Genomic DNA, 13,379 nt, shown 5'->3' with positions numbered 1-13,379 from the left:
CATCGTGAAGATGCCTTTCGAGTGGGTTGTAGGAGATTCCTCGAAGGGACTACACGGTGACCGCGCCCACGTCTACGACGAGACCGGCCACCGCGAACTACACCACGTTAAGGGGCACTACTCTCCTCGAACCCTGAGCCAGTTGCCCTCCGTGGTGGTTCATGCGTCGATGCCCGCGAACGCCTCGTCGAGCGCGTCGGCCGCGACCTCGACGATGAGGTCGGGACGCTTCGCGTAGTGCCCTTCCGTGATGTCGGTGCTGCTGTGCCCGAGCAGGTCGCGCGCGACCTCGACGCCAGCCGTGTCCGAAACCGCCGCGGCGACGGCCTTACGGAGGCTGCGGAAGGTGAGATGCTCGGCGTCGACCCCGATAGCCAGCAGTTCCGGCTCGAACTCGCGGCGGAACATCCGCATCAGTTCACCCACCGCGCTGGGGTCGCGCGGGTGGCCGCGCTCGGTCGTGAACAGTACGTCGTCAGGATTGCGTTCCGTATCGGGAACGTGGCTCGCCACGAGTTCGCTCAGTACCTTCGTCGCGAACTTCGGAACGCGAACCCAACGCTTCTGCCGCTCCGCCTTGGGCGAGTCCTGGCCGAACAGGCCGCGGGACCTCGTGCGGACCATCGTCCCGCCCACCCAGACGAGCGCCTCCATCGTGAGGCTTCCACCCGGCTGCTCCACCGCCTCGAACCGCACGTCCTGGAACCGGATCGCAACCGGCTACGCGGTCCTCTCGGAGGTGCCGAGCGTGATGAGGATGTAGTCGGCGAGCAGCTTGCAGTTGGGCCGTCGGCCGACCGGATACCGCGGACGCCCCATCAGTCGCCCGTCCTATCCATCGGCGCCACGACCCGACCCGAGATGAACGCCTCGACATCCTCATCGCGGTAGCGGACGTTGTGGGACGACAGCGCGACGAACGGCAACCCGAGACCTCGGCTCCGCGCGCGCTCAGTCCGCCAGTCAGCGAGCGTCCTGATCGGGATGCCGGTGTAGTCGGCAAGCTCCTGCGGGGTCCACAGGCGCGGACGGTCGTCGCTCATACCAATGAGGTAGGCGGCACCACCCGCAGACCCCCAGGGAGCCTGCGGAACACCCTCCGGTTCTCAGATCCTCAAGCCGAGCTCTACTTCTCGCCTTCGGGCGGCGGCCCCGTCGCGCGTCTCACGACCGGTGCAGGTGGATGAACTGGTCGCGGCGCAGGAGCGCCAGCACGCGACGCTCGAGCGGCGGGAAGGCGGCGCGTCCGGCATCCGTCGGCATCCGCTCGATGCGGTCGATCGCGATGTCCTCGCCGTGGAACACCACCTCGCACCGCCCGGCGGCGACGATGTTGCGGTACCAGTTCACCCCGGGACCGTACGTGAGCTCGGCGACGAAGCCGTCGGCGACCGGCGCGACGATGATCGGGGTCTCGAACTCCCGTCCGGAGCGGCGGCCGACGTGGCGCACGATCGAGAACCGGCCGCGACCGCGGCGGGCGGATGCCAGGGTCGCGTGGTTGAGCGTGCGCTTGATGAGCGCGAGCCAGCCCCGCCGCAGGATGCCGCCGCGCGTCATCCGTAGAACTCCCGCTCGAAGACCTGCCGGGCCTGGCGCGTCGTGCGCAGGTAGTCCTGCTCGAACCGGGTCGCGCTGCGCGGCGGGTACTCGAGCAGCCGGGCGACCCCCTCGAGCTGCATCCGGTCGGTCGGCAGCACGTCGGCGGTCTTCGAGGTCCACAGCGTGAGCGCTGAGCGCGCCCGCGACGCAAGCACCCAGGCGTCCCGCAGCCGAGCGGCGTCGTAGGGTGCGACGAGGCCCTCGCGTGCGGCGACCGCGAGCGCGTGCAGCGTCGACGTCGTGCGCAGCGCCGGGATGCTCGCGGCGTGCTGCAGCTGCAGCAGCTGCACGAACCACTCCACGTCGGAGAGCGAGCCGCGCCCGAGCTTGAGGTGCCGCGCCGGGTCGGCCGCCTGCGGCAGGCGCTCGGCCTCGACGCGGGCCTTGATGCGGCGGATCTCGCGGGTGTCCGCCTCGGCGATCGCCGCCGGGTAGCGCACCTCGTCGGCGAGCGCGCCGAACGCCCCGAGCAGCGCAGTGTCGCCCACCACCGGACGTGCGCGCAGCAGCGCCTGCGCCTCCCAGGTGAGCGACCAGCGCGCGTAGTACGCCCGGTACGAGTCGAGCGTGCGCACGACGACGCCGTTGCGCCCCTCCGGACGCAGTCCGATGTCGAGGTCGAGCGGCAGGCGCACGTCGTCGGTGAGCCGGGCGAGCTCGTGCACGATGTGCTCGGCCGTGCGCTGGCCGTCCTGCGGCTCGGCGCCCGCGAGCCGGTAGACGTACATGACGTCGGCGTCCGAGCCGAAGCCCAGCTCCGCGCCCCCGTACCGGCCCATCGCGACGACGCCGAACTCGATGCCGTCGCCCCAGCGGTGCACGAGCGACAGCGCGCCGGTGAGCACCGCCGTCGTCACGTCGGCCAGCGCGCGACCCAGCTCGTCGATGCCGAGCGTGCCGAGGATCGCGGCGAGGGCGAGCCGCAGCACCTCGCGGCGGCGCGCCGTGCGCAGGGCGGCGGCAGCGGCATCCGTGTCGTCGAGGTGACGGGCGACGGTCGCGCGCGTCTCCTCGAGCAGCGAGTCGAGCGGCCGGGGACGCAGCTCGTCGTCGTTCCCGAGCCAGGCCGCGGCATCCGGGATGAGCTCGAACAGGTCGCCGACGAACCGCGAGCCGGACAGCACGTGCGTGAGCCGCTCCGCAGCGCCGGACGAGTCGCGCAGCATGCGCAGGAACCAGTACGTCTCGCCGAGGTCGTCGGAGAGCCGGCGGAACGCGAGCAGCCCGTGATCCGGGTCGGCGCCGTCGGCGAGCCACTGCAGGATGACGGGCAGCAGCGTGCGCTGGATCGCGGCCCGGCGCGACACCCCGCTCGTGAGCGCGGCGATGTGCCGCAGCGCTCCCGCCGGATCGATGAAGCCGATCGCCGCGAGGCGCGCCTGGGCCTGCGCGCTCGTGAGCGCGAGCCCGTCGTCCGGCAGCGCCGCCACAGCGGACAGCAGCGGCCGGTAGAACAGCTGCTCGTGCAGGCGGCGCACGCTCGTCTTCGCGCGCTGCCACCGCTCGATCAGGTCGTGGCCGCTCGACGCGACGCCGGTGGCGCGGGCGAGCACGCGCACGTCGTCGGGATCCGTCGGCATGAGGTGCGTGCGGCTCAGGGCGCGCAGCTGGATGCGGTGCTCGAGCAGGCGCAGGAACCGGTAGTCGCGTGCGAACTCCGCCGCCTCCACGCGGCCGATGTAGCCCGCGTCGGCGAGCGCGCCGAGCGCGGGCAGCGTGCCGCCCTGCCGCACGCCGGGATCGGCGTGACCGTGCACGAGCTGCAGCAGCTGGATGGTGAACTCGACGTCGCGCAGCCCGCCCGGGCCGAGCTTGAGCTGCACGTCGAGCTGCTCGGCCGGGATGTTCTCCGTGACGCGCTCCCGCATCCGCTGCACCGACTCGACGAAGCCGTCGCGCGAGGCGCTCGTCCACACCAGCGGCCCGATCGCCTCGGCGTAGGCCCGGCCGAGGACGGCGTCGCCGGCGATCGGGCGCGCCTTGAGCAGCGCCTGGAACTCCCAGTTCCTCGCCCAGCGCTCGTAGTACGCGACGTGCGACTCGAGGGTGCGCACGAGCGCGCCGTCCTTGCCCTCGGGGCGCAGGTTCGCGTCGACCTCCCACAGTGCGGGCTCCGAGCCGAGCTCGTCGATCCCGCGCATCGTGAGCATCGCCAGACGCGTCGCGATCTCGAGCGCACGCGCCGGGTCGACGTCCGAGTCCGCACCGCTCACGAAGATCACGTCGACGTCACTGCGGTAGTTCAGCTCGCGGCCACCGGTCTTGCCCATGCCGATGATCGCGAGCCGCGTCGCCGCGACATCCGACGCCGCGAACGCCACCTGCCGGCGCGCCACATCGAGCGACGCCTCGAGCGCGGCGGCCGCGAGGTCGGCGAGCGCCTCGCCGACGCGCGACACTGCGGCGATCGGATCCGCCTGCGCGAGGTCCCAGTCCGCGAGCAGGGCCAGGTGCCGGCGGTAGCGGGAGCGGAGCGCGACGCGGGCCGCCTCATCCGTGAGTCCCGCTACCGCGGCGAGCAGGTCGTCGCGGTAGCCCTCGAGCAGCGGCGGCGCCGTCGTCGGTCCCCGGAACGCCGCGAGCTCGGCGGGTCGTCGCAGCAGGAACTCGCCGAGCCCCGCCGACGCCCCGAGCAGACGGATGAGGCGTGGCGCGCCCTCGTCGTCGCCGAGCACCGGGGCGAGGGCGTCGGGCGCGCGCTCGCGCAGCCGCAGCAGCACGTCGAGCGCCTGATCGGCATCCGCCGCCCGTGCGAACAGCGGGAGCAGGGCGGAGAAGCCGTCGATGCTGTCCTGCGCCGCGCCGAGGTCGGTGAAGCCCAGCCGAGCGAGCTCGGTGAGCGAGGTCTGGGTGCGCGTCATGGCACGGGCGGGACGTCAGAGCGCCCGGAGGTTCGTCTCCAGCTCGTACGGGGTGACCTGCGCGCGGTACTGGCGCCACTCGTCGCGCTTGTTGAGCAGCACGTACTCGAAGACCTGCTCGCCGAGCGTCTCGGCGACGAGCTCCGAGTCCTCCATGAGCGACACCGCGTGGTCGAGGCTCGCCGGCAGCTGGTCGTAGCCGAGCGCGCGGCGCTCCGCATCCGTCAGCTCCCACACGTTGCCGTCCGCCTCCGCGGGCAGCTCGTAGCCGTTCTCGATGCCCTTCAGCCCCGCGGCGAGCAGCAGCGAGTACGCGAGGTACGGGTTCGCGGCGGAGTCGATGGCGCGGTACTCCACGCGCGCGCTCTGGCCCTTGCCGGGCTTGTAGAGCGGCACGCGCACGAGCGCCGAGCGGTTGTTGTGCCCCCAGGTGATGAAGCTCGGCGCCTCGTCGCCGCCCCACAGCCGCTTGTACGAGTTGACGAACTGGTTCGTGACGGCGGTGATCTCCGGCGCGTGCGTGAGCAGGCCGGCGACGAACTGGCGGCCGATCGTCGAGAGCTGGTAGTGCCCCGAGGCGTCGAAGAACGCGTTCGTGTCGCCCTCGAAGAGCGACATGTGGGTGTGCATGCCCGAGCCCGGCTGCCCGGAGATCGGCTTCGGCATGAACGTCGCGTAGACGCCCTGCTCGATCGCGACCTCCTTGATGACCGTGCGGAAGGTCATGATGTTGTCCGCCGTCGCGAGCGCGTCGGCGTAGCGCAGGTCGATCTCGTTCTGGCCGGGACCGGCCTCGTGGTGGCTGAACTCGACCGAGATGCCGAGGTCCTCGAGCATCTGCACGGTGCGGCGCCGGAAGTCGTGCGCCGTGCCGCCCGGCACGTTGTCGAAGAAGCCGGCCGTGTCGACAGGCACCGGCTCGCCGCCGACGAGCTCCGCCGACTTGAGCAGGTAGAACTCGATCTCCGGATGCGTGTAGAACGTGAAGCCGCGCTCGGCGGCCTTCGCCAGCGTGCGCTTGAGCACGTTGCGCGGGTCGGAGACGGCGGCCTGGCCGTCGGGAGTCGTGATGTCGCAGAACATGCGCGCGGTCGGGTCGACCTCGCCGCGCCACGGCAGGATCTGGAACGTCGTCGGATCCGGATGCGCGAGCATGTCCGCCTCGTACGCGCGCGTGAAGCCCTCGATGGCGCTGCCGTCGAATCCGAGCCCCTCCGCGAAGGCGCCCTCGACCTCCGCGGGGGCGATCGCGACGCTCTTCAGCGTGCCCACGACATCCGTGAACCAGAGGCGCACGAACTTGATGCCGCGCTCCTCGATGGTGCGGAGAACGAAGTCGCGCTGCTTGTCCATTGTTCCTCGTCTGTCGGTGAGCGGGAGGGCCGGGCGCCCCCTCCATAAACTACCGTCATGCCCCGTCTCCGCCTGGCACTCGCGCAGACCAATCCGGTACTCGGAGACCTCTCCGGGAACTCGTCGGGAATCCTCCGGGCGGCGGCGGACGCGGCGGCCGCGGGCGCCGATCTGCTCGCGGTCGGCGAGTGCGCGATCTCCGGGTACCCGATCGAGGACCTGGCCTCGCGGCCGAGCTTCCTTCGGGCCTGCAACGACGAGGTGCGCGCGCTCGCGAAACGCCTGCAGGACGAGGGACTCGGCGACCTGCCCGTCGTCGTCGGGCACCCCGACGGCCCGTTCGAGCCGCGCCTGCTGGGCTCGTCGAACGCCCCGACGGCGATCGCCCGCAACGCCGCGAGCGTGCTCCAGCACGGGCACGTGAAGGCCACCTACTACAAGCACCACCTGCCGAACTACTCCGTGTTCGACGAGTACCGCGTCTTCATCCCGGGCGACGAGCTGCTCGTGGTGCGGGTGCGCGACGTCGATGTCGCGGTCATCGTGTGCGAGGACCTCTGGCGCGACGGCGGTCCGGTGGCGCGCGTGCTCGACGCGGACGCGGGCCTCCTCGTCGTGATCAACGCGTCGCCGTTCGAGCGCGACAAGGACGACGTGCGCCTGCCGCTCGTCACCCGGCGCGCGACCGAGACCGACACGACGGTCGCGTACGTCAACATCGTCGGCGGCCAGGACGACCTCGTCTTCGACGGCGACAGCGTCGTCGTCGACGGCTCGGGCGCGATCCTGGCCCGTGCGCCGCAGTTCCGCGAGCACCTGCTCGTCACCGACCTGGAGCTCGCGGCCGCCACCGAACCGGTCGAGATCGACAGCGTGCGCCGCATCGCGCTCGACGCGCCGGAGCGCGCCCGGCCCGCCCTGCCGACGGATGTCGCGGTGCTGCCCGACGACCGCGAGCAGCTCTGGAACGCGCTCGTGCTCGGGCTGCGCGACTACGTCGAGAAGAACCGGTTCCCCTCGGTCGTACTCGGGCTCTCCGGCGGCATCGACTCGAGCGTCGGCGCGACGCTCGCGGCCGACGCGATCGGACCGCACCGGGTGTACGGCATCTCGCTGCCGTCGCGCTACAGCTCGGACGGGTCGAAGGACGACGCCGCCGACCTCGCCGGGCGGCTCGGCATCCACTTCGAGGTGCAGCCGATCGCCGACCTCGTCGCGCCGATCGAGGCCCAGCTCGGGCTCGAGGGCGTCGCGGCGGAGAACGTGCAGGCGCGCATCCGCGGTCTGGTCTGGATGGCCGCGTCGAACACGCACGGCCACCTCGCCCTCACGAACGGCAACAAGACCGAGACCGCGGTCGGCTACTCGACGATCTACGGCGACGCGGCGGGCGGGTTCGCCCCCATCAAGGACGTGCCGAAGACGCTCGTCTGGGAGCTCGCGCGCTGGCGCAACGCTCTCGCGGAGTCACGCGGGGAGACCCCGCCGATCCCGGTCGCGTCGATCGAGAAGCCGCCGAGCGCGGAGCTGCGTCCCGGGCAGGTCGACCAGGACACCCTGCCGCCCTACGAGCTGCTCGACGACATCGTCGAGAAGTACGTGACGCTGAGGCTCGGCGCGCGCGACATCGTGGCGCTCGGCTACGACGCCGAGACCGTCGACCGCATCACGACGCTCATCGACCGCTCCGAGTGGAAGCGTCGGCAGGGCGCGATCGGCCCGAAGATCTCGGGCATGGCGTTCGGCCGCGACCGCCGCCTGCCGATCACCTACCGCCCGAGCGCCTGACGCGGCCGCGCGCGCCGCAGGAACGGGGTGGCGACGAGGATGCACACCGCGGCCGTGACGGCGCCGAACCCGAACGAGGCGGGCACGCTCACGTGGTCCACGAGCCACCCGCCGACGGCCGATGCCGCGGCGGCGCCGAGGTTCGTCGCCGTGCCGACCCACGCGAACGCCTCGGTGCGGGTCGACGGAGGAGTGAGCTCGTCCACGAGCGTGTAACCCGTGATCATGCTCGGCGCGATGAAGAGTCCCACGCCCACGAGCATCGCGCCGAGCACGACGAGGCCCGGCGCCGCGACGAGCAGACCGCACGCCGCCGCGAGGCCCGCCGACGCGAGCACGAGCCGCGTCGCCGCGCGCGAACGCCAACCGATCGCGCCGTACGCGAGGCCGCCGAGGCCGCTGCCGACCGGCATCATCGCGAACAGGACGCCGACGACGAGCGGGGGCGCATCCGCTGCCGCTGCGGGCACCGCGACCTCGACCGCGCCGATCACGAGCCCACCGCCGAGCAGGGCGACGAGCGTCGGCACGAAGCCGTGCTGGCGCAGCGGCGAGTCGTGCGGCGGTGCGGGCTCGAGCACGGCCGCGCGCGCCCGTGACGCGGGGGCGCGCGTCATGAGCACGGTGCCGATGAGCGCTGCGCAACCCGTCGCGACGAGCCCGGCCGGTGGTGCGCTGAGTGCCACGACCCCGGAGACGACGAGCGGCCCGGCGGTGAACAGCAGCTCCTCGAGCACGGTGTCGAGGCTGTAGGCGCGCCGCAGAACGATCGGGTCGCGCACCAGGTCGCCCCAGAGCACGCGCATCGCCGCCCCGACCGGCGGGCAGCTCACCCCGAGGAGCACAGCGATCCCCGCGATCACCGTGACCGGGGGGTCCGGCAGCCACGTGACGATCGCGAGGCCGACGGATGCCGCGGCGAACGCTCCCGAGATCGTCGTGAGGGCGACGCGCTGACCCCGACGGTCGATGAATCGCGCCCGCGCCGGAGCGACGACGACGTTCGCCACGCCGAACGCCCCCGTGGCGAGTCCCGCGGCCGCGAACGACCCCGTGGCGCCGTGCACGGCGAGCAGGATCGCGAGCGTGATCATGCAGAACGACAGCTTGGCGAGCTGCGCCGGCAGGAACACGCGGAGCACGCGCGGTACGCGCAGCACATCGAGGTAGGAGCGCAGCATCCGTCCCATCCTGCCGGTACGCGGGCGGCATAGACTCGCGGCATGGCCGAGGCAGCCCCGCTCAAGCGCGTCCGCACCCGTCACTTCCAGCGGGCGAAGGAGAACGGGATCGCGATCACCGGCCTCACGAGCTACGACGCGCTGACCGCGACCATCTTCGATCGCGCGGGCATCGACTTCCTGCTCGTCGGCGACTCGCTCGGCACGACCGTGCTCGGCTACGACACGACGCTGCCCGTGACGACGGACGATCTCATCCCGCACGCGCGGGCCGTGGCATCCGCCGCCTCGCGCGCCCTCGTGGTCGCCGACATGCCGTTCGGCTCCTACGAGACGAGCCCGGACGAGGCGCTGCACACCGCGTTCCGGTTCATGAAGGAGACGCACGCGCAGGCGGTCAAGCTCGAGGGCGGCGAGCGCAGCGCCGAGCAGATCCGGCGCATCGTCGACGCCGGCATCCCGGTCATGGCGCACATCGGCTTCACCCCGCAGAGCGAGCACCAGCTCGGCGGCCACGTCATTCAGGGCCGCGGCGCGGGCGCCGATCGGCTGCTGCGCGACGCCCACGCCGTCGAGGACGCCGGCGCGTTCGCCGTCGTGCTCGAGATGGTGCCCTCGGAGATCGCGGGCCGCGTCACGCGTGAGCTCCGCATCCCGACCATCGGCGTCGGCGCTGGCCCCCACGTCGACGGCCAGCTCGTGGTCTGGACCGACTGGGCGGGACTTGCGACGGGGCGCGTGCCGAAGTTCGTCAAGCAGTACGCGCAGCTCGCGCAGACGCTGACGGATGCGGCGACCGCCTACATCGGCGAGGTCACCTCGGGCGCCTACCCGGCCCCCGAGCACGAGTACGAGGGCTGAGCGGCGGCGGCGCACCGCTAGCCACGCCGGGCGGCGCGCGGGCTGCGCTCGCTCCCGCTCGACCTCACGCCAGCGCTCGACCGCTCAGCGGTCGGCGGCATCCTCCTCGGCCCACGCGCGGGCGCGCTCCTGAGCGATCTGCGGCGCCCGGGCCGCCTCCTCGCGCGTCGCGAACGGCCCGTCGCGGTCCGACCCGAGCGACTGCGGGCCCTCCTCGACCTCGCCGGTCTTGTGGTTGTACCAGTACTCGGCCATGGACACCTCCGGGTTAGAACTACGATCGATCGTATGCCCCGGGACGCTCACGGCCACCTCGTTCCCGGGCGCATCTCGGGCCGCCGACCGGTGCCCAAGGGTATCGCGCGTCCGGAGTACGTCGACCGCCCCGCGCCGCAGCCGTACACCGGCAACGACGTGTACACCCCCGACCGGGTCGAGGCGATCCGCGCCGCCGGCCGGATCGCCGCGGGAGCGATCCGGGCCGCGGGCGCCGCGGCCGTTCCCGGAGCGACGACCGACGAGCTGGACGCGATCGCACACCGGTACGTCATCGACCACGGCGCGTACCCGAGCGAGCTCGGCTACCGCGGCTACCCCAAGTCGAGCTGCACGAGCCTCAACGAGGTGATCTGCCACGGCATCCCGGACGACACCGTGCTGCGGGACGGCGACATCGTCAAGATCGACGTCACCGCCTACCTCGACGGGGTGCACGGCGACAGCTGCGTCACGTTCCTGGTCGGCGACGTCGACCCGCGGGTGCGCGAGCTCGTCGAGGGCACCCGCGTCGCCCTCGAGCGCGGCATCCGGGCGGTGGCGCCGGGGCGCGAGGTCAACGTCATCGGGCGCACCATCGAGAGCTACGCGAAGCGCTTCGGCTACGGCGTCGTCCGCGACTTCACCGGGCATGGCGTCGGCGACGCGTTCCACTCGGGGCTCGTCATCCCGCACTACGACGCGGCCCCGCGCTTCGACGACGTCATGACGCCCGGCATGGTCTTCACGATCGAGCCCATGCTCACCCTCGGCGGCATCGCCTGGGACATGTGGGACGACGACTGGACCGTGACCACCCGCGACAAGAGCTGGACGGCGCAGTTCGAGCACACCCTCGTGGTGACCGAGCACGGCGCCGACGTGCTCACCAACCCCTAAGGAGACCCCCATGGCCACGGCCGCGCACAGTCCGGCACTGGGCGTCGACATCGGCGGCACCGGCATCAAGGGCGCCGTCGTCGACACGGAGACCGGCGAGCTCACGAGCGACCGGATCAAGCTCCCGACACCCCCCGGCGGCGAGCCGGACGGCATCGTCGCGACCGTCGTCGAGATCGTCGAGCAGCTCGGCGCCGGCCTTTCCGCCGACGCACCCGTCGGCGTGTGCTTCCCGGCCGTCGTCAAGCACGGGCGCACGATGTCCGCCGCGAACGTGAGCGATCGCTGGATCGGGCTCGAGGCCGAGACTCTGTTCGAGAAGGCGCTCGGCCGCGACATCCAGTTCGTCAACGACGCGGATGCCGCCGGCTACGCCGAGGTGCGCTACGGGGCCGCGAAGGACCGCGGCGGGCTGATCATGCTCACCACCCTCGGCACCGGCATCGGCACGGCGCTGATCTACAACGGCGTGCTCGTGCCGAACACCGAGCTCGGGCACCTCGAGCTGCGCGGCAAGGACGCCGAGCTGCGCGCCGCCTATTCCGCGAAGGAACGGCGCAACCTCTCGTGGAGGGCCTGGGCGAAGCAGCTGCAGCGCTACTACGCGACCCTGGAGAGGCTGTTCTCCCCCGACCTGTTCATCGTCGGCGGGGGCGTCTCGAAGAACTACGAGGAGTTCTTCCCGCTGCTGGAGCTGAACACCGAGATCGTGCCCGCGGCGCTCCGGAACAACGCGGGCATCCTGGGCGCGGCGGCGCTCGCGGTGCCCGGCGACCCGGTCGAGCCGCCGGCCCCGATCGCGCCGCCGGCCTCGATCGCGCCGATGACGTAAGCGTCGGCGCCGGCACGGTTGCGTTGGCAACCTCGGTCGCAGGCTCCCCCGGCGCTGGGGCCAGCGCGCGCGAATGGGCCGGCTGATACGCCGGGTTCTGTTGGGGCGCTCACGCGCCTTGGACGGCCATCTATCTCGGGGACGCGTCGCCACGGCCCTCTAGCGGTCTACCCGGATGCTGGACGAGCAGCCCGTAACGCATCCTGTCTGCCTTGCTCCTGGCGAGGTTTACCTAGCCGGCCGGGTCACCCCGGCCGCTGGTGGGCTCTTACCCCACCGTTTCACCCTTACCGCGTGCCGGGGCACGAGGCGGTCTGCTCTCTGTTGCACTTTCTCGCGGGTCACCCCGGGTGGGCGTTACCCACCGCCATGCTCTGCGGAGCCCGGACGTTCCTCGGCACCCTCGCATCCGAAGCTGCGGAGTGACGCGACCGTCTTGCCGACCCATTCGCGTCGCCCACTCTAGCGGCGGATGCCGTCCGGGCACGCCCCGCGGCTCTCGGCTTCCCCATAACCGGCGCGAGGACGATCGGGGCGGCGTCGTCCGTCGGCGCGGAAGGGAACCCGATGGCGAAGACGACGCTGCGCTACGACACGAGCGGGATGACGAAGAAGGAGCGCCTCGCGTTCGCCCGGGAGATCGCCGCGATGGAGCGCGAGGCCGCCCGCGAGCGGCGTCGGCGCAACCGTGCCCTGCTCATCGGCGGCGTGTCGTTCGGCGTGGTCGTGGTGCTCGCTCTCGCCGCCTGGACGCTCTGGTCCCGCTACCAGGAGACGCTCGCCGGCCCCGCCGACATGCTCAGCGACGGCATCGTGCTCACGAGCGACGGCAGCACCGTCTCGGCGAGGACCACGGCGCGGATCGAGCCGGGGGCGTCATCCGTCGCCACGGATCCGTCGACGCTCTCGCAGTACCCGTACGTCGTGCTCTACCTCGACGCGGGCGATCCGAAGAGCCGCACGCTCTGGAGCACGGATGCCGCGCAGCTGACATCCTGGCTCACGTCGGGCTACATCGCCCTCGAGGTGCACCCGATCGCGCGTGCCGGCGCGTTCTCCGAGCGCGCGGCCGACGCGCTCGGCTGCGTCGCGGACGGCGCGCCGGACACCTTCCTCGCCGTGCTCGACGCCCTCATGACGGCCGGGGGCGACGACGACGCGAGCGCGCGGACCGCCGACGGCGTGCTCGGCGCCGTGAGCAACGCCGGGGTGACGGATGACGCCGTGCTCGACTGCGTGCGCGGCGACCGGTTCGGCCCGTGGGTCGCGGCGTCCACCGCGCGAGCGGAGGCGGCGATCCCGAACGCGGACGTCGCGCGGCTCTCGGGCACACCGCTGCTGCTCGTCGACCAGAAGTCGTACACCGGCGCGCTCGACGACGCGAACGGCCTCATGACGTTCATCTCGAAGCTCTACGCCGCCGCGTCGGGCGCGACCGACGACGGCACGGGCGACGCCACGAGCACCCCGACCGACACGCCGACGGACGGCGCGACCGAGACGCCGACGCCGACGCCGACGCCGGAAGCCACCGACGCCGGATGACACCGACGCCGGAAGCCACCGACGCCGGATGACACTCACCCGAGCGTGTTACTCGAGACGCAGCGGATATCCGGGGGTTCTCGAGTAACACGCTCGGGTGAAGCCATCGCGCCGCGGGTTCTCGGCCGCGCGGGGGACGCCGCGCGGGAGACGCCGCGCGGGAGACGCCGCGCGGGAGACGCCGCACGGCGACGCCGCGCG

Annotated in this window: 12 protein-coding genes and 1 other RNA gene; 5 read left to right on the top strand and 8 right to left on the bottom strand. The window is 72.2% G+C overall.

Annotated elements, in window-relative coordinates:
* Nucleotides 1–159 precede the first annotated feature (159 nt).
* The 5 genes from QT381_RS03020 to glnA form a co-directional block, all read right to left on the bottom strand.
* On the bottom strand, nt 160–696 hold the full coding sequence (locus QT381_RS03020; protein ID WP_289247241.1) for a tyrosine-type recombinase/integrase: 537 nt from the start codon (nt 694–696) through the stop codon (nt 160–162).
* Nucleotides 697–818: 122 nt separating this feature from the next.
* The gene (locus tag QT381_RS03015; RefSeq protein WP_289247240.1) at nt 819–1,043 is read right to left on the bottom strand and encodes a helix-turn-helix transcriptional regulator; all 225 of its coding nucleotides are present in this window, start codon (nt 1,041–1,043) and stop codon (nt 819–821) included.
* Between the two features lie 121 nt (nt 1,044–1,164).
* Entirely contained in the window at nt 1,165–1,560 is a 396-nt protein-coding gene (locus QT381_RS03010; protein WP_289247239.1) for a PNPOx family protein, read from the bottom strand.
* Nucleotides 1,557–4,463, bottom strand: a complete 2,907-nt coding sequence (locus tag QT381_RS03005) for a bifunctional [glutamine synthetase] adenylyltransferase/[glutamine synthetase]-adenylyl-L-tyrosine phosphorylase (protein WP_289247238.1) — start codon at nt 4,461–4,463, stop codon at nt 1,557–1,559. The genes QT381_RS03010 and QT381_RS03005 overlap by 4 nt, the downstream gene beginning before the upstream one ends.
* A gap of 15 nt (nt 4,464–4,478) precedes the next feature.
* Nucleotides 4,479–5,816, bottom strand: coding sequence for a type I glutamate--ammonia ligase (glnA, locus tag QT381_RS03000; protein ID WP_289247236.1), 1,338 nt, complete (start codon nt 5,814–5,816; stop codon nt 4,479–4,481).
* A gap of 57 nt (nt 5,817–5,873) precedes the next feature.
* Between glnA and QT381_RS02995 the strand changes: the two genes are divergently transcribed.
* Nucleotides 5,874–7,604: an NAD+ synthase gene (locus tag QT381_RS02995; RefSeq protein ID WP_289247235.1), complete on the top strand. Its 1,731-nt coding sequence runs from the start codon at nt 5,874–5,876 to the stop codon at nt 7,602–7,604.
* Here the strand turns inward: QT381_RS02995 and QT381_RS02990 are convergent.
* Nucleotides 7,586–8,785, bottom strand: coding sequence for an MFS transporter (locus QT381_RS02990; RefSeq protein WP_289247234.1), 1,200 nt, complete (start codon nt 8,783–8,785; stop codon nt 7,586–7,588). The genes QT381_RS02995 and QT381_RS02990 overlap by 19 nt on opposite strands.
* A gap of 42 nt (nt 8,786–8,827) precedes the next feature.
* Here QT381_RS02990 and panB point away from each other — a divergent pair, with 42 nt between their 5' ends.
* On the top strand, nt 8,828–9,646 hold the full coding sequence (gene panB, locus QT381_RS02985; RefSeq protein ID WP_289247233.1) for a 3-methyl-2-oxobutanoate hydroxymethyltransferase: 819 nt from the start codon (nt 8,828–8,830) through the stop codon (nt 9,644–9,646).
* An 84-nt stretch (nt 9,647–9,730) separates the two neighbouring features.
* Here panB and QT381_RS02980 read toward each other — a convergent pair whose 3' ends face one another.
* Nucleotides 9,731–9,901, bottom strand: a complete 171-nt coding sequence (locus QT381_RS02980; protein ID WP_289247232.1) for a methionine aminopeptidase — start codon at nt 9,899–9,901, stop codon at nt 9,731–9,733.
* A 33-nt stretch (nt 9,902–9,934) separates the two neighbouring features.
* Between QT381_RS02980 and map the strand changes: the two genes are divergently transcribed.
* Both map and ppgK read left to right on the top strand, forming a co-directional pair.
* On the top strand, nt 9,935–10,801 hold the full coding sequence (gene map, locus QT381_RS02975) for a type I methionyl aminopeptidase (RefSeq protein ID WP_289247231.1): 867 nt from the start codon (nt 9,935–9,937) through the stop codon (nt 10,799–10,801).
* A gap of 10 nt (nt 10,802–10,811) precedes the next feature.
* On the top strand, nt 10,812–11,633 hold the full coding sequence (gene ppgK / locus QT381_RS02970; protein ID WP_289247230.1) for a polyphosphate--glucose phosphotransferase: 822 nt from the start codon (nt 10,812–10,814) through the stop codon (nt 11,631–11,633).
* 70 nt (nt 11,634–11,703) lie between these two features.
* On the opposite strand, the gene rnpB is transcribed toward ppgK, so the two are convergent.
* Nucleotides 11,704–12,080, bottom strand: an RNA gene (gene rnpB / locus QT381_RS02965) — RNase P RNA component class A.
* A gap of 120 nt (nt 12,081–12,200) precedes the next feature.
* On the opposite strand from rnpB, the gene QT381_RS02960 reads away from it, so the two are divergent.
* A complete protein-coding gene (locus tag QT381_RS02960) occupies nt 12,201–13,178 on the top strand; it encodes a DsbA family protein (RefSeq protein WP_289247229.1) in 978 nt (325 codons plus the stop codon).
* Nucleotides 13,179–13,379 lie beyond the last annotated feature (201 nt).

Source organism: Galbitalea sp. SE-J8, assembly GCF_030345695.1.
GTDB lineage: Bacteria > Actinomycetota > Actinomycetes > Actinomycetales > Microbacteriaceae > JAUASV01.
Note: the sequence above shows the minus strand (reverse complement) of the source record. Positions and strands in the feature narration are given on the sequence as shown.

Coding starts and splice junctions, on each gene's coding strand:
- QT381_RS03015 (WP_289247240.1), bottom strand. CDS start 1,043: ATGAGCGACGACCGTCCGCGCCTGTGGACCCCGCAGGAGCTTGCCGAC.
- QT381_RS03010 (WP_289247239.1), bottom strand. CDS start 1,560: ATGACGCGCGGCGGCATCCTGCGGCGGGGCTGGCTCGCGCTCATCAAG.
- QT381_RS03005 (WP_289247238.1), bottom strand. CDS start 4,463: ATGACGCGCACCCAGACCTCGCTCACCGAGCTCGCTCGGCTGGGCTTC.
- glnA (WP_289247236.1), bottom strand. CDS start 5,816: ATGGACAAGCAGCGCGACTTCGTTCTCCGCACCATCGAGGAGCGCGGC.
- QT381_RS02995 (WP_289247235.1), top strand. CDS start 5,874: ATGCCCCGTCTCCGCCTGGCACTCGCGCAGACCAATCCGGTACTCGGA.
- QT381_RS02990 (WP_289247234.1), bottom strand. CDS start 8,785: ATGCTGCGCTCCTACCTCGATGTGCTGCGCGTACCGCGCGTGCTCCGC.
- panB (WP_289247233.1), top strand. CDS start 8,828: ATGGCCGAGGCAGCCCCGCTCAAGCGCGTCCGCACCCGTCACTTCCAG.
- QT381_RS02980 (WP_289247232.1), bottom strand. CDS start 9,901: ATGGCCGAGTACTGGTACAACCACAAGACCGGCGAGGTCGAGGAGGGC.
- map (WP_289247231.1), top strand. CDS start 9,935: ATGCCCCGGGACGCTCACGGCCACCTCGTTCCCGGGCGCATCTCGGGC.
- ppgK (WP_289247230.1), top strand. CDS start 10,812: ATGGCCACGGCCGCGCACAGTCCGGCACTGGGCGTCGACATCGGCGGC.
- QT381_RS02960 (WP_289247229.1), top strand. CDS start 12,201: ATGGCGAAGACGACGCTGCGCTACGACACGAGCGGGATGACGAAGAAG.